General features: G+C 70.6%; 16 protein-coding genes and 1 riboswitch. Of the genes, 4 read left to right on the plus strand and 12 right to left on the minus strand.

Annotated features, from left to right (window positions below; all coding sequences use genetic code 11):
* Nucleotides 1-8: 8 nt before the first annotated feature.
* From ACFVU3_RS15740 to ACFVU3_RS15765, 6 genes are all read right to left on the minus strand, one after another.
* Nucleotides 9-1,412 (minus strand): aminotransferase class V-fold PLP-dependent enzyme, encoded by a 1,404-nt coding sequence (locus tag ACFVU3_RS15740; protein ID WP_390066451.1) that lies wholly within the window; start codon nt 1,410-1,412, stop codon nt 9-11.
* 215 nt (nt 1,413-1,627) lie between these two features.
* Nucleotides 1,628-1,743, minus strand: a riboswitch (SAM riboswitch).
* Between the two features lie 85 nt (nt 1,744-1,828).
* Nucleotides 1,829-2,893, minus strand: a complete 1,065-nt coding sequence (trpD, locus tag ACFVU3_RS15745; RefSeq protein ID WP_390066452.1) for an anthranilate phosphoribosyltransferase — start codon at nt 2,891-2,893, stop codon at nt 1,829-1,831.
* A gap of 130 nt (nt 2,894-3,023) precedes the next feature.
* A complete protein-coding gene (locus ACFVU3_RS15750) occupies nt 3,024-4,649 on the minus strand; it encodes a cytochrome bc complex cytochrome b subunit (RefSeq protein ID WP_390066453.1) in 1,626 nt (541 codons plus the stop codon).
* Nucleotides 4,646-5,698 carry a Rieske 2Fe-2S domain-containing protein gene (locus ACFVU3_RS15755; protein WP_390066454.1) on the minus strand — a complete coding sequence of 351 codons (1,053 nt, stop codon included), beginning with the start codon at nt 5,696-5,698 and terminating at the stop codon, nt 4,646-4,648. The genes ACFVU3_RS15750 and ACFVU3_RS15755 overlap by 4 nt, the downstream gene beginning before the upstream one ends.
* A complete protein-coding gene (locus tag ACFVU3_RS15760) occupies nt 5,695-6,504 on the minus strand; it encodes a c-type cytochrome (protein WP_390066455.1) in 810 nt (269 codons plus the stop codon). The genes ACFVU3_RS15755 and ACFVU3_RS15760 overlap by 4 nt, the downstream gene beginning before the upstream one ends.
* 74 nt (nt 6,505-6,578) lie before the next feature.
* A complete protein-coding gene (locus ACFVU3_RS15765) occupies nt 6,579-7,199 on the minus strand; it encodes a heme-copper oxidase subunit III (protein ID WP_390066456.1) in 621 nt (206 codons plus the stop codon).
* A 202-nt stretch (nt 7,200-7,401) separates the two neighbouring features.
* Between ACFVU3_RS15765 and ACFVU3_RS15770 the strand changes: the two genes are divergently transcribed.
* Complete coding sequence (locus ACFVU3_RS15770; protein ID WP_390066457.1) at nt 7,402-7,803, plus strand: hypothetical protein; 402 nt, start codon at nt 7,402-7,404, stop codon at nt 7,801-7,803.
* Nucleotides 7,804-7,889: 86 nt separating this feature from the next.
* Here ACFVU3_RS15770 and ACFVU3_RS15775 read toward each other — a convergent pair whose 3' ends face one another.
* The 4 genes from ACFVU3_RS15775 to coxB form a co-directional block, all read right to left on the minus strand.
* Complete coding sequence (locus ACFVU3_RS15775; RefSeq protein ID WP_390066458.1) at nt 7,890-9,143, minus strand: Ig-like domain-containing protein; 1,254 nt, start codon at nt 9,141-9,143, stop codon at nt 7,890-7,892.
* Nucleotides 9,144-9,255: 112 nt separating this feature from the next.
* Entirely contained in the window at nt 9,256-9,654 is a 399-nt protein-coding gene (locus ACFVU3_RS15780) for a cytochrome c oxidase subunit 4 (RefSeq protein ID WP_360600271.1), read from the minus strand.
* On the minus strand, nt 9,651-11,384 hold the full coding sequence (ctaD, locus tag ACFVU3_RS15785) for a cytochrome c oxidase subunit I (protein WP_189850243.1): 1,734 nt from the start codon (nt 11,382-11,384) through the stop codon (nt 9,651-9,653). The genes ACFVU3_RS15780 and ctaD overlap by 4 nt, the downstream gene beginning before the upstream one ends.
* Nucleotides 11,381-12,346: a cytochrome c oxidase subunit II gene (coxB, locus tag ACFVU3_RS15790; RefSeq protein ID WP_390066459.1), complete on the minus strand. Its 966-nt coding sequence runs from the start codon at nt 12,344-12,346 to the stop codon at nt 11,381-11,383. Before coxB ends, ctaD begins: the two co-directional genes overlap by 4 nt.
* A gap of 356 nt (nt 12,347-12,702) precedes the next feature.
* Between coxB and ACFVU3_RS15795 the strand changes: the two genes are divergently transcribed.
* Complete coding sequence (locus tag ACFVU3_RS15795; RefSeq protein ID WP_390066460.1) at nt 12,703-14,079, plus strand: cysteine desulfurase/sulfurtransferase TusA family protein; 1,377 nt, start codon at nt 12,703-12,705, stop codon at nt 14,077-14,079.
* A 66-nt stretch (nt 14,080-14,145) separates the two neighbouring features.
* Here ACFVU3_RS15795 and ACFVU3_RS15800 read toward each other — a convergent pair whose 3' ends face one another.
* The gene (locus ACFVU3_RS15800) at nt 14,146-15,120 is read right to left on the minus strand and encodes a carbohydrate kinase family protein (RefSeq protein ID WP_390066461.1); all 975 of its coding nucleotides are present in this window, start codon (nt 15,118-15,120) and stop codon (nt 14,146-14,148) included.
* A gap of 131 nt (nt 15,121-15,251) precedes the next feature.
* On the opposite strand from ACFVU3_RS15800, the gene ACFVU3_RS15805 reads away from it, so the two are divergent.
* Both ACFVU3_RS15805 and ACFVU3_RS15810 read left to right on the plus strand, forming a co-directional pair.
* A complete protein-coding gene (locus ACFVU3_RS15805) occupies nt 15,252-15,458 on the plus strand; it encodes a hypothetical protein (RefSeq protein WP_390066462.1) in 207 nt (68 codons plus the stop codon).
* A gap of 66 nt (nt 15,459-15,524) precedes the next feature.
* A complete protein-coding gene (locus ACFVU3_RS15810) occupies nt 15,525-16,994 on the plus strand; it encodes a hypothetical protein (protein WP_390066463.1) in 1,470 nt (489 codons plus the stop codon).
* A gap of 101 nt (nt 16,995-17,095) precedes the next feature.
* Here ACFVU3_RS15810 and ACFVU3_RS15815 read toward each other — a convergent pair whose 3' ends face one another.
* Nucleotides 17,096-17,452 carry an iron-sulfur cluster assembly accessory protein gene (locus tag ACFVU3_RS15815; protein ID WP_031006968.1) on the minus strand — a complete coding sequence of 119 codons (357 nt, stop codon included), beginning with the start codon at nt 17,450-17,452 and terminating at the stop codon, nt 17,096-17,098.
* Between the last annotated feature and the right edge of the window lie 80 nt (nt 17,453-17,532).

The following is a 17,532-nucleotide window of genomic DNA, read 5'->3' on the forward strand; positions in this document are numbered from 1 at the left end:
GGCCGGCGTCAGCCGCGGTCGGGGACGCAGCGGCCGTCCTCGGTGCGGTACTTCCACTGGGCGCCGTCGCGGACGAGCTCCTTCACGGCGCCGACGAACCGCTCGACGTGCTCGTCCGGGGTGCCGGCGCCGAAGCTGACGCGGATGGCGTTGAGGGACCTCTCGCCGGGGGCGGCCGGCTCGGGGGCGCCGCACTCGCCCGGGTCCTGGGCGTCGGATCCGAGCAGCGTGCGGACGAGCGGGTGGGCGCAGAAGAGTCCGTCGCGGACGCCGATGCCGTACTCGGCGGAGAGGGCGGCGGCGAAGTGGGAGCTGTTCCAGCCGTCGACGACGAAGGAGATGACGCCGACGCGGGGCGCGTCGTCGCCGAAGAGCGAGAGGACGCGGACCTCGGGCACGTCGGCGAGCCCGGCGCGGACGGTGTCGATGAGGTGCTGTTCGCGGGCGACGAGGGCGTCGAAGCCGGCCTCGGTCAGCGCCTTGCAGGCGGAGGCGATGGAGTAGACGCCGATGACGTTCGGGGAGCCGGCCTCGTGGCGGGCCGCGGTGGTGTGCCAGGCGACGTCGACGCCGCCGTCGGCCCGGCGGGCGACCGTGCGGGAGGCGCCGCCGCCGGCCAGGTAGGGCTCGGACGCCTGGAGCCAGTCGGCGCGGCCGGCGAGGACGCCGGAGCCGAAGGGCGCGTAGAGCTTGTGCCCGGAGAAGGCGACCCAGTCGACGTCGAGGTCCTGGACGGAGACCGGGTGGTGGGGGGCGAGCTGGGCGGCGTCGAGGACGATCCGGGCGCCGTGCGCGTGGGCGGCGGCGGCCAGTTCGCGGACCGGCCACAGCTCGCCGGTCACGTTGGAGGCGCCGGTGACGCAGACCAGGGCGGGGCCGTAGGGATCGCGGTCGGCGAGGGCGCGCTCCAGGGTCTCGACGGCCTGGGCGGGGGTGCGGGGCGCGTTGAGGTAGGTGACGTGGGCGTCGCGCCAGGGCAGCAGGGAGGCGTGGTGCTCGGTCTCGAAGACGAAGACCTGGCAGTCGGCGGGGATCGCCTGGGCCAGCAGGTTGAGCGAGTCGGTGGTGGACCGGGTGAAGACGACCTGGTCGCCGTCGCGGCAGCCGAGGAACTCGGCGACGGTGGCGCGGCTCTGCTCGAAGAGGTCGGTGGAGAGCTGGGAGAGGTAGCCGGCGCCGCGGTGGACGCTGCCGTAGTACGGGGCGTAGGCGGCGACGTCGTCCCAGACCCGCTGGAGGGCGGGGGCGCTGGCGGCGTAGTCGAGGGCCGCGTAGCTCACCCCGCCGCCGGTGACGAGCGGGACGGTGACGTCACGGCCGAGGACGGGCAGCGGGCCGGTGCAGCAGGCGTCGGAGGACTCGGAGGCGGCGGCGTCGGAAGCGGTGGCGGCGGCGTTCGGGCGTGCGGACATGGCGGTATCTCCCGGGAGGGCAGGCGAGTGGCGTGAAGGGCCCGCAGGGCAGTGCCTCGAAACGGCGCGCCGCGTACGGGTGATGGCCTCGACGCGCGGCGGGCGTCAGGGACGACGGGCGCACGGAGGTGGGAAGAAGGGGCCGGAGGCCCTATCGCATTCGCTTGCTCACGAGACCGCTCCCTTGAGGACCAGGACCCCAGGGATGGCGCAGGGGTCCGCGCTTGCCATGGACCTTGCTGTCCACGGCCTGGTCTTCACCCGGGGCACCCCGCCACGGACGGAGGGTTGCCGGACAGCCAGCCGGGGCTTGGGGCTGTCACTCATGACCTGTTGCCGAACGTATGCCACCGCTCGCGGTCCGCGCAACCCCGTCCGTATTCCGGAACGGGGCCGCGCGGCCCGCGGGGCGGGGCTCAGGCGTTGCTGGCGGTGATCCAGCGGTCCAGGGCCGCGCGGGCCGAGCCGGAGTCGATCGACTCGGCGGCCCGTGCCATGCCGGCCCGCAGCCGCTCGGCGAGGGTGCCCTCGCCGGGCTCCAGCGCGGTGAGCGCCGCCGCCGCGTTGAGCAGCACCGCGTCCCGTACCGGCCCGGTCTCGCCGGCGAGCAGCCGGCGGGCGACGTCGGCGTTGTAGGAGGCGTCGGCGCCGCGCAGCGCCTCCAGGGGCGCGTAGTCGATGCCGACGTCCTGGGGGTCGAAGACCTCCTCGCGGACGGAGCCGTCCCGGACCACCCAGACCCGGGAGGTGCCGGTGATGGTCAGCTCGTCGAGGCCGTCGTCGCCGCGGAAGACCAGGGCGGAGTTGCCGCGCTCGGCGAACACCCCGGCGACGATCGGCGCCATCCGCGGGTCGGCGACACCGACGGCCTGGGCCTTCACCCGGGCGGGGTTGGTGAGCGGGCCGAGCACGTTGAAGGTGGTCCGGATGCCGAGCTGGCCCCGGGCGGCGGCCACGTGCCGCAGGGAGGGGTGGAACTTCACCGCGAAGCAGATGGTGATGCCGGCCTCCTCGGCGACCTCGGCCACCCGCTGCGGGGTGAGGCCGAGGTTGATGCCGAGCTTCTCCAGGACGTCGGAGGAGCCGGAGGCGGAGGACGCGGCGCGGTTGCCGTGCTTGACGACCTTGGTGCCGGTGCCGGCGACGACGATCGAGGCCATCGTGGAGATGTTGACGGTCTTGGCGCCGTCGCCGCCGGTGCCGACGATGTCGACGGCCGGTCCGGGCACCTCGATCGTGTTGGCGTGCGCGTACATCGTCCGGACGAGCCCGCTGATCTCCTCGACGGTCTCGCCCTTGGCGCGCAGGGCCACCATGAAGCCGGCGATCTGGGCGTCGGTCGCCTCGCCGCTCATGATCAGGTCCATCGCCCAGGCGGTGTCGTCGGCGGAGAGGTTCTTCCCCTCCAGCAGGCCGTTCAGGAGGACGGGCCAGGAGCGGCCCGCCGTGGTAGGTCCTCCAGCGGGGGTCACAGCGCTCATGGCAGCTCCTGATGATCGTGCGTCGGATACGGGGTCCAGCCTATCGATCCGCCGGTACGGCAAAGAGCCCCGTCCATCGAATGGACGGGGCTCTCGCCGTGGCGACCTACATCAGGAGGTCAGGAGGGACTCAGTGGTGGCCGTGGCCGCTCTGGATCTCCTTGTACTCCTCGAGGGTGGGCTTGGCGACCTGGTTGTCGTCGCCGTAGTAGCCCTTGTTGAGCTTGACGCGGAGCTTCTCCATCGCGCCGATCTTCCGCTCGACGCCGTTCTCGTCGACGGCCGGCGGCAGCGCGGCGGGCTCGTACTGCTCGTGCGCGGTGAGCTTGTACAGCTCGCCCTGGCTGAGCGGCTCGTGGACCTCGACGAACTCACCGTGCGGCAGGCGCTTGATGATGCCGGACTCGCGCCCGTGCAGCACCTTGTCCTTGTCCCGGCGCTGGAGGCCGAGGCAGATCCGCTTGGTGACGATGAACGCGATGACCGGGCCGAGGAAGAAGAAGATCCGCACGAACCAGGTGATCGAGTTGATCGACAGGTGGAAGTGGGTCGCCCAGAGGTCGTTTCCACCACCGACGAGCATGATCATGTACGCGGTGATCCAGGCGACACCGAAGGCGGTGCGCGTCGGAGCGTTGCGCGGGCGCTGCGCGATGTGGTGCTCGCGCTTGTCGCCGGTGATCCAGGACTCGATGAACGGGTAGACCGCGATCGCCGCCAGGACCAGCGGGAAGATCACCAGCGGGATGAACACGCCCAGGACGAGCGTGTGGCCCCAGAGGTTGATCTCCCAGCCCGGCATGACACGGATCAGACCCTCGGCGAAGCCCATGTACCAGTCGGGCTGGGCGCCGGTGGACACCTGGTCCGGACGGTACGGGCCGATGGCCCAGATCGGGTTGATCGAGGCGATCGCGCCGATGATCGCGATGACGCCGAAGACCAGGAAGAAGAAGCCTCCGGCCTTCGCCATGTACACGGGCAGCAGCGGCATGCCGACGACGTTCTTGTTCGTCCGGCCGGGGCCCTCGAAGTGCGTGTGCTTGTGGACGAACACCAGGATGAGGTGCGCGACCACCAGGCCCAGCATGATGCCGGGGAGCAGCAGCACGTGCGCCGAGTAGAACCGGGCCACGAAGTCGCCGCCGGGGAACTCGCCGCCGAAGAGGAACATCGACAGGTAGGTGCCGACGATCGGCACCGACAGGATCGCGCCCTGCATGAAGCGGACACCGGTGCCGGAGAGCAGGTCGTCCGGGAGCGAGTAACCGGTGAAGCCGGTGAACATGCCCAGGAAGAACAGCAGGAAGCCGAACAGCCAGTTGATCTCACGCGGCTTGCGGAACGCGCCGGTGAAGAACACGCGCATCATGTGCACGAACATGCCGGCGAGGAAGATCAGCGCCGCCCAGTGGTGGATCTGCCGGATGAGCAGACCACCGCGCACCTCGAACGAGATGTGCATGGTCGAGTTGAACGCCTCGGACATCAGCTGTCCCTGGAGCGGGACGTACGAGCCGGCGTACTCCACCTCGTTCATCGACGGGTGGAAGAACATCGTCAGATAGACGCCCGTCAGGATGATGATGAGGAAGCTGTAGAGGCAGATCTCGCCCAGCATGAAGGACCAGTGGTCCGGGAAGATCTTCCGCATGTTGGCCTTGGCCAGCGTGTAGATCCCCAGGCGACCGTCGGCCCAGTCGGCGACCCGCTCACCGGCGGGCGCCTTCTTCTCCGTGTTGGTCACAGTGCTCATCCGCGCTCCCAGAAAGAGGGACCGACGGGCTCGTCGAAGTCGCCGTGCGCTTCGAGGAAGCCCTTGTCGTTCACGCCGATCCGCAGCTGCGGGAGGGCGTGACCGGCCGGGCCGAAGATGACGCGGGCGCCGTCGGACAGGTCGAAGGTGGACTGGTGGCACGGGCAGAGCACGTGGTGGGTCTGCTGCTCGTACAGCGAGATCGGGCAGCCGACGTGGGTGCAGATCTTCGAGAAGGCGACGATGCCGTCGTGCGACCACTCGAGCTCGCGCTTGTCCTTGATGTCCTCCGGCTGGATCCGGACGATCATCAGGGCGGCCTTGGCGATCTCGACCTGGAAGTTGTGGTCGTGCTCCGAGAGGCCCTCGGGCATCGCGAAGGTCAGCGAACCGACGGCGACGTCCTCGGGACGCAGCGGCTCATGCGTGTTCATGTTGATGAGCAGCTTGCCCTTGGCCCACAGGGTGGTGCGGAGCTTGCGCTCGGGCAGCGGGCCCATGTCACGCAGCAGCATGACGCCGGAGAGCGGCACCAGGGCCAGCGCGCCGAACAGCGTGTTGCGGATGAGCTTGCGGCGGCCGAAGCCGGACTCGGCGGCACCGGCCGCGAAGTCCGCCATGACCTTCGCCTTGACCTCGGGCGACGCCGCCATCGGGTGACGCTCGTCCGCGATCTCGACGTCGGACATCAGGGTGCGGGCCCAGTGGACCGCTCCCGCGCCGATGAAGAAGAGGGCGAGGCCGAGCGTCCAGCCGAGCGCGAAGTTGAGCGCGGACACCAGGCCGAAGGGCCAGATGTACACGTTCTTGTCGACCGGGAAGATCACGTACGAGGCGATGAAGCCGACGGTGGCCAGCATCGACAGCACGAACATGAAGGCGACCGCACGCTCGGACCGGCGGGCGGCCCGCTCGTCGATGTCCTGGACGCGCGGCTTGTGGGGCGGAAGGCCCGGGTCGACGAACGGGTTGTCCGCGACCTTCACCGCGCCGTGCGCGGTGTCCTGCCCTGCCGGCAGGTTCTCTTCTGGAATCTCTTGGGTACTCATGACTTCTTGGCCTTAGCGGTGTGGGCCGCGACCCAGATGGCAACTGCGATCAGCGCGCCCAGACCGAAGACCCAGGCGAACAGGCCCTCGGAGACGGGGCCGAGGCCACCGAGCGAGAGGCCGCCCGGGCTGGCGGTCTTCTCGCCGTTGACGGCCTGGACGTACGCGATGATGTCCTTCTTCTCCTTCTCCGGCATGGTGGTGTCCGGGAAGGAAGGCATGTTCTGCGGGCCGGTCTGCATGGCCTCGTAGAGGTGCTTCGGGCTGACGCCCTCGAGGGTCGGGGCGTACTTGCCGTGGGTCAGCGCGCCGCCCTCACCGGTGAAGTTGTGGCACTGCGCACAGTTGGTGCGGAACAGCTCGCCACCCTTCGCGATGTCGGCCCCCTCGGGGCTGTACTCGCTTTCCTTCGGCGTGATCGGGCCGGCACCGAGGGAGGCCACGTACGCCGCGAGCTGATCGATCTCGGCCTGCGTGTAGATGACCTTCTTCTTCGGGACCTGGGCACCAGGCTGCTGCGCCGGCATACGGCCGGTGCCGACCTGGAAGTCCACGGAGGCGGAGCCCACGCCGACGAGGGACGGGCCGTCAGTGGTGCCCTGACCGCCGGTTCCGTGGCAGCTGGCGCAGCCGACGGAGTAGAGCTTCTTGCCCTCCTCGATGGCGAGGGACTGGGCGGTTTCATCGGCCTTCGCCGTGCCCGCGGGCGCGAACGCGGCGTACAGCCCCCCCGTGGCCGCCAGCGCGAGAAGTAGGACGACGACCGCCGCCAGCGGATGGCGTCGTCGTGCGGAGAGCTTTTTCACGGATTACCCCGGTGTCAGGATCTTCTGCGTCGATGCTTGCTGGATGTCGGTCCGCCGCGACGGGCGGTGACCGACTACTTGATCATGTAGATCGTGGCGAAGAGGCCGATCCAGACGACATCGACGAAGTGCCAGTAGTAGGACACGACGATGGCGGCGGTTGCCTGCTCGTGAGTGAACCTCTTGGCGGCGTACGTCCGGCCGAGGACCAGCAGGAAGGCGATGAGACCGCCCGTCACGTGCAGGCCGTGGAAGCCGGTGGTCAGGTAGAACACCGTGCCGTACGGGTCCGACGAGAGCGAGAGGCCCTCGTGCTTGACCAGCTCGGTGTACTCGAAGACCTGGCCGCCGATGAAGATCGCACCCATCACGAACGTGATGATGAACCACGTCCGGAGCTTCTTCACGTCGCCCCGCTCGGCGGCGAAGACGCCGAGCTGGCAGGTGAGTGAGGAGAGCACCAGGATCGTGGTGTTGGTCGCCGCGAAGGGGAAGTTCAAGGCCGAGGCCTTTTCCCCCCAGAACTCGGGACCGGTCACCGATCGCAGGGTGAAGTACATCGCGAAGAGGGCCGCGAAGAACATCAGCTCGGAACTCAGCCAGATGATGGTTCCGACGCTGGTGAGGTTCGGTCGATTGACCGACGGGTGCGCGTGCCCGGTTTCTACTGTCGTTACTGTCGCCACGACCGACATTATGTCGGTCGCTTATCCCGCCCTCACTCCGGGGGGTGCCGTTCGGAGTGTCAGAGGGGTGTGTCCAGCCCGAACGGCCCATCGGGAGGCCCTCCCGGCACCCTTCGAACAGGTGTTGAACGGGTGTTGACGGGCTGTGGAGCGGAGTAGCATCCCGCGCACCGGTCGAGGACGACCGGCCCGCCTTCCGGACGGAGGAACGATGCAGTCGAGTGCCACGGTCCTGGTCTACAGCGACGACGCGAACACCCGGGAGCAGGTCCGGCTCGCCGCCGGGCGGCGGCCCGCGGCCGACGTGCCCCCCGTGCGGTTCGTGGAGTGCGCCACGCTCCCGGCCGTGCTGAAGCGGCTGGACGAGGGCGGGATCGACGTCTGCGTGCTGGACGGCGAGGCCGTCCCCGCGGGCGGCATGGGGGTGTGCCGGCAGATCAAGGACGAGGTGTTCCGGTGCCCGCCGGTGCTGCTGCTCATCGGCCGTCCGCAGGACGCCTGGCTGGCCACCTGGAGCCGCGCGGACGCCGCCGTCACCCTTCCGGTGGAACCGGTCGAGTTCGCGGCGTCCCTGGCGGGTCTGATCCGCGCCCGCCTGTCGATCGACGCGTGACCCCGCCCCGGGGCGACTGAGCCGAGGGGCGCCGGGGCCGTGAGCCCGGTGCCGTGAACCCGGTGCCGGGCCCGGGGGCGGAGCTCTCAAAGAGAGGGCCGGAGGCGGGCCTTGGCGTCCTCGGTGGCCGTGGGGTCGCCCTGCTCCGCCACCAGGGCGCTGCCCCGGCGCCACTTGTCCCAGGCCAGGTTCCAGTCGCCGAAGCCGTTGCCGAAGGGGTCCATCATCTCGCCGTGACTGTTGACGGTGCGGACGATGTCGCCGGGGCGCACGGTCTCGTAGAACCAGGCCGCGTTGCCGGTGGACATGCCCACGCAGCCGTGGCTGACGTTGGCGACGCCCTGGGAGCCGACGGACCAGGGCGCGGCGTGCACGTACTCGCCGCTCCAGGTGACCCGGGTGGCGTAGTACACCGGCAGGTCGTACGACTCCGAGCTGCCCTCGGAGATGCCGATGCTGGTGCCGCGCATCCGGACGTAGTACTCCTTGCCGAGCACCACTTTGATCCCGTTCCGGGTGGAGAAGCCCGGTTTTCCGGTGGTCACCGGAATGGTGTTGATCACTTCCCCGTTGCGCCGGACGGTCATGTAGTGCGACCCGGCGTCGGCGACGGCCTCGATCCGGTCGCCGATCTTCAGCTGGAGCGGGGCGGACGGACCGCCGTAGAGCTTGTCGCCGACGCGGAGGCCGTCGAGGTTGCCGGTGACGGAGACGAGCGTGCCGGCCGGCCAGTACTCCTTGGGCCGGAAGTGCAGCTTCTTGTCGTCCACCCAGTACCAGGAGCCCTCGACGGCGGGCGTGGAGCGGACCTTGAGGGCCCGTTCGACGACGGCGCGCGCCGCCCGGTCCTTCACGGGGAGGCTGAGGTCGGCGGTGAGGGGCTGCCCGACGCCGTACGTGCCCGCCTCCGGCCCGAAGATGACGGTCAGGGCCCGTTTGGCCGGAGCCGTCTCGAACGTGTACGTACGGGCGCCAGGGGCCCCGTCCTCGTCCTCCGCGGCCACTCGGACGGTGTAGCGGGTTCCGGCGGCCAGGGAGGCCGTGGAGCGCCAGGTACGCCCGTCCGCGGTGAGGTCGCCCGCCAGATGGCGGCCGGCCGCGTCGGTGACGGTGACGTCGGTGATCCGTCCCTCGTCGCCCTTGGAGGTGATCTCCAGCGGCTTCTCGGGGTCGAGCCGGGTCCCGTCGGCGGCCGCGAAGGCGATCTGGTCGGCCGCGTCGTAGGGGGTCGCCGACAGCGGGTGCCCGTCCGGGCCCGCGCACGCCGTCGCGCCCGCGGTGACGGTGAGGGCCAGGAGAGTGCAGCTCAGAACAGTCCGAATGCGCGGCGTGTCGTTCATGACTTCACGCTAAGGACTGTTCCGCGCGCAGGCGCGCCGAGCGCGCCAAAAGAGGGGCCCGGCCGCTTCGCGTACGAAGTGACCGGGCCCCTCGGGGTGTTACGGGGTGCTGCTACTGGTTCTGGTTCTCACCGCGGTAGAACTCGAAGACCCAGCCCCAGATGCCGACGAGGATCAGCGGGGCGGAGAAGTACATGATCCACCAGCCCATCGCGATCGAGAGGAACGCGAGGGCACCGCCGAGGGCCAGCGACAGCGGCTGCCAGCTGTGGGGGGCGAAGAAGCCCACCTCGCCGGCCTCGTCCGCGACGTCGGCCTCCTTGTCGTCCTGCGCCATCGCGTCGACACGCTTGGCCGTGAAGGCCAGGTAGTAGCCGATCATGATGGAGAGGCCGAAGGCCAGGAAGAGCGCCGTCGTACCGACCGGCTCCTTGCTCCAGACGCCGTACAGGACCGCCATGGCAAGGATGAAGACGCTCAGCCAGATGAACATCTTGCCCTGGATCTTCACTTGCCGGCCTCCTTGCTGCCCGTGAGGGCCGCGGCCTCGTGCGGCTTGTTCTCCAGCTGGTCGACAGCCGCGATCTCAGGGTGGTGCAGGTCGAACGCGGGCGATTCCGAACGGATCCGCGGCAGCGTGAGGAAGTTGTGCCGCGGCGGCGGGCAGGACGTCGCCCACTCCAGCGAACGGCCGTAGCCCCACGGGTCGTCGACCTCGACCTTCTTGCCGTACTTGGCGGTCTTCCACACGTTGTAGAAGAACGGCAGCATCGACAGGCCGAGCAGGAACGACGAGATCGTCGAGATCGTGTTCAGCGCGGTGAAGCCGTCGGCGTCCAGGTAGTCCGCGTAACGACGCGGCATGCCCTCGGCGCCCAGCCAGTGCTGCACCAGGAAGGTGCCGTGGAAGCCGATGAACAGCGTCCAGAAGGTCATCTTGCCCAGGCGCTCGTCCAGCATCTTGCCGGTGAACTTCGGCCACCAGAAGTGGAAGCCGGCGAACATCGCGAAGACGACGGTGCCGAAGACGACGTAGTGGAAGTGCGCCACCACGAAGTACGAGTCCGAGACGTGGAAGTCCATCGGCGGCGAGGCCAGGATGACGCCGGTCAGACCACCGAAGGTGAAGGTGATCAGGAAGCCGATCGTCCAGAGCATCGGCGTCTCGAAGGACAACGAGCCCTTCCACATCGTGCCGATCCAGTTGAAGAACTTCACGCCTGTTGGCACGGCGATGAGGAACGTCATGAAGGAGAAGAACGGCAGGAGCACGCCGCCGGTGACGTACATGTGGTGGGCCCACACGGTCACGGACAGACCGGCGATCGCGATGGTCGCGGCCACCAGGCCGATGTAGCCGAACATCGGCTTACGGCTGAAGACCGGGATGACCTCGGAGACGATGCCGAAGAACGGCAGGGCGATGATGTACACCTCTGGGTGTCCGAAGAACCAGAAGAGGTGCTGCCAGAGCAGGGCTCCGCCGTTGGCCGCGTCGAAGACGTGGGCACCGAACTTGCGGTCCGCCTCCAGGGCGAAGAGGGCCGCCGCGAGGACCGGGAAGGCGAGCAGGACCAGGACACCGGTCAGCAGCACGTTCCAGGTGAAGATCGGCATACGGAACATCGTCATGCCCGGAGCGCGCATGCAGATGATCGTGGTGATGAAGTTGACCGAGCCGAGGATCGTGCCGAAGCCGGAGAAGGCCAGACCCATGATCCACATGTCGGCGCCGACGCCCGGCGAGCGGACGGCGTCCGACAGCGGGGAGTAGGCGAACCAGCCGAAGTCGGCCGCACCCTGGGGGGTGAGGAAGCCGGCCACCGCCATGATCGAGCCGAAGAGGTACAGCCAGTAGGCGAACATGTTCAGCCGCGGGAACGCCACGTCGGGCGCGCCGATCTGCAGCGGCATGATCCAGTTCGCGAATCCGGCGAACAGCGGCGTCGCGAACATCAGCAGCATGATCGTGCCGTGCATCGTGAACGCCTGGTTGAACTGCTCGTTCGACATGATCTGCGTGCCCGGACGGGCCAGCTCGGCGCGCATGAAGAGCGCCATCAGGCCGCCGATGATGAAGAACACGAACGAGGTGACCAGGTACATCGTACCGATGGTCTTGTGGTCGGTGGTGGTCAGCCACTTCACCACCACATTGCCGGGCTGCTTGCGGCGGACGGGCACCTCGTTCTCGTACGAGTCCTCAGCCGCGGCACCCTTGGTTTCGTTGGGGATGCTCACAGTTGGTTCTTCTCCGCGTTCCTGGCCGGGTCCGTCTGCTCGATGCCGGACGGGATGTAGCCGGTCTGGCCCTTCTCGGCCAGCTCCTTCAGGTGCGCCTGGTAGCGCTCCGGGGAGACGACCTTGACATTGAAGAGCATCCGGGAGTGGTCGACACCGCACAGCTCGGCGCACTTGCCGAGGAAGGTGCCCTCCTGGGTCGGGGTCACCTCGAAGACGTTGGTGTGGCCCGGGATGACGTCCTGCTTGAAGAGGAACGGCACCACCCAGAAGGAGTGGATGACGTCACGCGAGGTGAGGACGAAGCGGACCTTCTCGCCCTTCGGCAGCCACAGGGTCGGGCCCGGGTTGCCGGTCTGCGGGTTGCGGTCGCCGGGGATGCCGGCGGCGTAGACGCCGCCCGCGTTCTCCGGGAACTGCTTGATGAACTTGTCCGGAATGGACGCGAGGTTCTTGTCCGTCTTCGCGTCGCCCTCGACACCGGGCACGTTCTCGATGTAGTTGAAGCCCCAGCTCCACTGGTAGCCGACCACGTTGATCGTGTGGGCCGGCTTGTCCGAGAGGGCAAGGAGCTTCGACTCGTCGCGCGCGGTGAAGTAGAAGAGCACCGAGACGATGATGAGGGGGGTGACCGTGTACAGCGCCTCGATGGGCATGTTGTAGCGGGTCTGCGGAGGTACCTCGACCTTGGTCCGGCTGCGCCGGTGGAAGATGACCGACCACAGGATGAGGCCCCACACCAGGATGCCGGTGAGGAGCGCGGCGGCCCAGGATCCCTGCCACAGGGAGAGGATCCGAGGCGCCTCTTCCGTGACGGGGGTGGGCATGCCCAGGCGGGGGAAGTCTTCCCAGTTGTACGAGCAGCCGGTGGCTGTCGCCAGGATCAGGCCCGCAGTCAGCACCTGCGGCAGCTTCCGCCGCATCGGGCGCCGCGACGAGCGGTCGGAGCCGTTGGGACTCACGTAGCGCCTTCCCGAGAGTCTCGGCCCGCGTTGGTCGGCCACGGCCGTCCGTCTCGCTGGTCGGTCGCCGCCCCGGCCGCGGGCAGGGGTTTGGATGTTTATGCGGACCAAACCCTACTGGACGCTATTTGGGGTCGCGCGGGGAGGGTGCCCAACGCGCCGTCCGAGTCCCCGAAGGGGTGGACCCGAAGGTTCCGGAGAGGGACCGGAAGCGCCCGTTCGGGGGTCTGGCACCCCGTCACGACGGCCTCCTGACACGTCCTCACCCGTGGCGGCAGGCGCGCGCCGCCCCCTCTCCCCCCGCCCCCGGCGGGCCACGTCGGAGCGGGCCCGGCCACAGGCTCTACCGTGGGCGGATGCCGTACTTCGACGCCGCGTCCGCCGCTCCCCTGCACCCTGTCGCCCGTCAGGCGCTGCTCGCCGCCCTCGACGAGGGATGGGCCGACCCGGCCCGGCTCTACCGGGAGGGGCGGCGGGCCCGGCTGCTGCTCGACGCGGCGCGGGAGGCCGCGGCGGAGGCGGTGGGCTGCCGCCCCGACGAGCTCGTCTTCACCCCTTCGGGGACACGTGCCGTCCACTCGGGCGTGTCGGGAGCGCTCGCGGGGCGCCGGCGGGTCGGCGGCCGGCTGGTGGTCTCGGCCGTCGAACACTCCTCGGTGCTGCACGCCGGCGAGGCGCACGCGGCCGCCGGCGGGACGGTGACGGAGGTTCCGGTCGGCCGGACCGGCGCGGTGGACCCGGAGGTCTTCGCGGCGGAGCTCGGCGAAGGGGTCGCGCTCGCCTGCCTCCAGTCGGCCAACCACGAGGTGGGCACCGAGCAGCCGGTGGCCGAGGTCGCCGAAGCCTGCCGGGCGGCCGGGGTGCCGCTGCTGGTGGACGCGGCCCAGTCGCTGGGCTGGGGGCCGGTGCCGGAGGGCTGGTCGCTGCTCGCGGCGAGCGCGCACAAGTGGGGCGGGCCGGCGGGCGTGGGGCTGCTCGCGGTGCGCAAGGGCGTGCGGTTCGCGCCCCAAGGCCCGTCCGACGAACGGGAGTCGGGCCGCGCGCCCGGTTTCGAGAACCTGCCCGCGATCGTCGCGGCGGCGGCCTCCCTGCGGGCGGTACGGGCCGAGGCCGCGGCGGAGGGCGCCCGGCTGCGGGCCCTCGTGGACCGGATCCGGGCACGGGTGCCGGAGCTGGTGCCGGACGTGGAGGTCGTGGGCGACCCGGTGCGGCGCCTCCCCCACGTCGTCACCTTCTCCTGCCTGTACGTCGACGGGGAGACGCTGCTGTCGGAGCTGGACCGGGAGGAATTCTCCGTTTCGTCCGGTTCGTCGTGCACCAGCTCCACGCTGACGCCCAGCCATGTGCTCCGCGCGATGGGGGTCCTGAGCGAGGGGAACGTCCGGGTCTCGCTGCCCACCGGCACGGACGAGGCGGACGTCGACCGCTTCCTGACGGTGCTGCCCCGGGTCGTCGCGTCCGTACGGGAACGCCTGGGCGCGGGCACCACCGTGCCGGGAGAGGGCGAGGACCTGGTGGTCGACGCGCGGGGGAAGCGGTGCCCCGTTCCCGTCATCGAGCTGGCGAAGGTCATCGGGGCGGTGCGGGTCGGGGGGACGGTGACGGTGCTCTCCGACGACGAGGCGGCGCGGCTCGACATCCCCGCGTGGTGCGAGATGCGGGGCCAGCGGTACGAGGGCGCGTCCCCCGCCCCCGGTGGCGGCCACGCCTACGTGGTCCGCCGCGCGTCGTGACCCCTCCCCCCGAGCCCGTCCCGCCGGGCGGGCGCCGCCACGGCGGGGCCGCCCGGCGGGGTGGGGTCAGGCGAGGTGGGTCCGGACCTCGGTGGCGGCTTCGTCGCCGTACGCCTTGGTGAAGCGGTCCATGAAGTTGGCGCGGCGGAGGGTGTACTCCTGCGTGCCGAGGGTCTCGATGACCAGCGTCGCCAGCATGCAGCCGACCTGCGCCGCCCGCTCCAGGCCGACGCCCCACGCGAGGCCCGTCAGGAAGCCCGCGCGGAACGCGTCGCCGACGCCGGTGGGGTCGACCTTGGCCTCCTCCTCCGGGCAGGCGACCTCGATCGCGGGGTCGCCCACGCGCTCGATGCGGACGCCGCGCGAGCCGAGCGTGGTGACGCGGTGGCCGACGCGGGAGAGGATCTCCTCGTCGGTCCAGCCGGTCTTCGACTCGATGAGGCCCTTCTCGTACTCGTTGGAGAAGAGGTAGGTGGCGCCGTCGAGGAGGGTCCGGATCTCCTCGCCGTCCATGCGGGCGATCTGCTGCGAGAAGTCGGCCGCGAAGGGGATCCCGCGGGCCTTGCACTCCTCGGTGTGGCGGAGCATCGCCTCGGGGTCGTCGGCGCCGATGAGGACCAGGTCGAGCCCGCCGACGCGGTCGGCGACGGCCTTGAGCTCGATGAGGCGGGCCTCGCTCATGGCACCGGTGTAGAAGGAGCCGATCTGGTTGTGGTCCTTGTCCGTGGTGCAGACGAAGCGCGCGGTGTGCAGGACCTCGGAGATGCGGACGGAGCCGGTGTCGACGCCGTGGCGGTCGAGCCAGGCGCGGTACTCGTCGAAGTCGTAGCCGGCCGCGCCGACCAGGATCGGGTTGCCGCCGAGCTGGCCCATGCCGAAGCAGATGTTGGGGCCGACGCCGCCGCGGCGGACGTCGAGGTTGTCCACGAGGAAGGAGAGGGACACCGTGTGGAGCTGGTCGGCCACCAGCTGGTCGGCGAACCGGCCGGGGAAGGTCATGAGGTGGTCGGTGGCGATGGAGCCGGTGACTGCGATACGCACGGCTGGGTGCTCCTGCGGAAGGGTAGGTGCTGACAATCCACGTTATCCGCTGCCGGGCCTCCTGCCGAACAGTGGAAACTACCCCAGAGTAGGGCTTTTCTCCGGGGGCGGGTGGTGCATACGGTGCGCCCATGACCACGTACCCCGCTCCCCGTGAGCGACACGAGTCCGAACTGAGCCTCGCCGAGCTGCGCGGGGCCGGCGCCCGGATGGTCCCGCACTGGGTGACGCCGGCCGATCCGGCGCCCGCCCCGGTCTCCCCCGCCTCGATCCACGGGGTGGTCGTCCCGGACGCCTCGGCGCGGCTGATCGCCGCCACCGCCGAGTACGGCGCCTGACCGACGGAACCGTCCGCGCCCCCGCCCCGTCCCACCGGTGTCCGAACGACACGAGGGAGCGTTGCGGTGAGCGGTACGGAGAACGGACGCGGACGGCGGACCGCCCTCGTCGCCACGGTGGCGGCGGGTGTGCTGCTGGCCGGTGGCGGCGGCGTGTATCTGACCGCCTCCGGTGACGAGGGGCCCGGGACCGCGTCGCGGGCCGCGGGCGCGCCCGCGCCGCCGCCCCTGCGGCTCGGGGGCGGGAGCGGCGGTACGGGCGGCCCGGACGCGGGGATCGCGCCGGGCGAACCGGACCCGGGCGGCGGCCCGAGCGGGACGGTCTACAGAGCCGAGGGCCCACTCCCCCAAGGGCCCTCGTCGGCCGCGGTCCACCGGCCGGAGGGCCTGGTCACCTCGGAAGAGGTGGCCAGGCTGGCCGCGGCGCTCGGGGTCGAGGGGAGCCCGGCGCTGGTCGGGGACGTGTGGACGATCCGGCCCGAGAAGGACGGCCGGGGGCCGCGGCTCGACGTGTCGCGGCAGGCCCCGGGGGACTGGACGTACTCCTGGTACGACGGCGGTCCGGCCGGCGACACCTGTCTGAAGGGCAGGGCGTGCCCGCCGCCGGGCGAGGCGACCCCGCCGGCCAAGGGCACCCCGGTGAGCGAGGCGGCGGCGAAGGCCGCGGCGGCGCCGGTGCTGAAGGTGCTGGGGCAGGACGACGCCAAGGTGTCGGCGACGCAGGTCATGAACGGGTCGGTGCGGGTGGTGAACGCCGAGCCGGTGGTCGGCGGGCTGCCCACCTACGGCTGGTCGACGGGGCTGCACATCGGTCCGGACGGGCGGCCGGTCGCCGGCAGCGGGACGCTGAAGGAGCCGGCGAAGGCCGAGACGTACCCGGTGGTGTCGGCGGAGCGGGCGCTGGCGCGGCTGAACGAGGAGTCCAGGGGCACGGGTCCGATCGGGATCGGCGGCTGCGCCACGGACCCGCCGGCCGGGGAGCCGCAGGCGCCGGACGAGCCCGGGAAGGACGCGCCCTGCCAGACGATCGTGGACATGGCCCCGCCGCGCGAGGTGCCGGTGACCGGGGGCGTGCTCGGCCTGGCGGCGAAGGACACGGCGGACGGGCGGGTGCTCGTGCCGGCGTGGCTGTTCACGGCCGATCCGGCGGACTCGGCGCCGTACACGGTGACCTCGACGGCGGTGGCGCCGGAGTATCTGGTGCCGCCGGCGACGCCGTCCCCGGCGCCCACGCCGAGCGTGCGGGAGCCCGCCGACGGGGCGGAGCCGGTGCGGCGGATCGAGTCGTTCACGGTGCGGCCCGACGGGCGGACGCTGGCGCTGACCTTCTGGGGCGGGGTGTGCAGCACCTACACGGCGCACAGCGCCGAGGACCCGCGGCAGGTGCGGGTCCGGATCGACGACAAGCCGATCGATCCGGACCGGGCCTGCATCCTGGTCGCCAAGGAGGTCACCGTGGAGGTGACGCTGGAGGCGCCGCTGGGTGACCGGCCGGTGGTGGACGCGGTGAGCGACGAGGCCCTGCCGCGGCGGTAGGGGCCCGTACGCGCCCGGAGGGGCCCGCACACGAGGAAGGGCGGTGGTCCGGGAGGTCGGTCTCCCGGGCCACCGCCCCTAAGCCGTCGCTGCGCGACGGCTTAGCTGAAGGAATCGCCGCAGGCGCAGGAGCCGGTGGCGTTCGGGTTGTCGATCGTGAAGCCCTGCTTCTCGATGGTGTCGACGAAGTCGATGGAGGCGCCGCCCAGGTACGGGGCGCTCATGCGGTCGGTGACGACCTTGACGCCGTCGAAGTCCTTGACGACGTCGCCGTCGAGCGAGCGCTCGTCGAAGAACAGCTGGTAGCGCAGGCCGGAGCAGCCGCCGGGCTGGACGGCGACGCGCAGCGCCAGGTCGTCACGGCCCTCCTGCTCCAGCAGAGCCCTGACCTTGGCCGCGGCGGCGTCGGTCACGATGATGCCGTCGGTGACGGTGCCGGTCTCGTCCGATACGGACATCTACATCTCTCCCGGGTTGTACGGAGACTGCTTGCCGACGGTTGCAACCGACGGTGCCCCGGATTCATTCCGGGTCGGGT

The sequence above is a fragment of the Streptomyces sp. NPDC058052 genome, assembly GCF_042885515.1.
Lineage (GTDB): Bacteria > Actinomycetota > Actinomycetes > Streptomycetales > Streptomycetaceae > Streptomyces.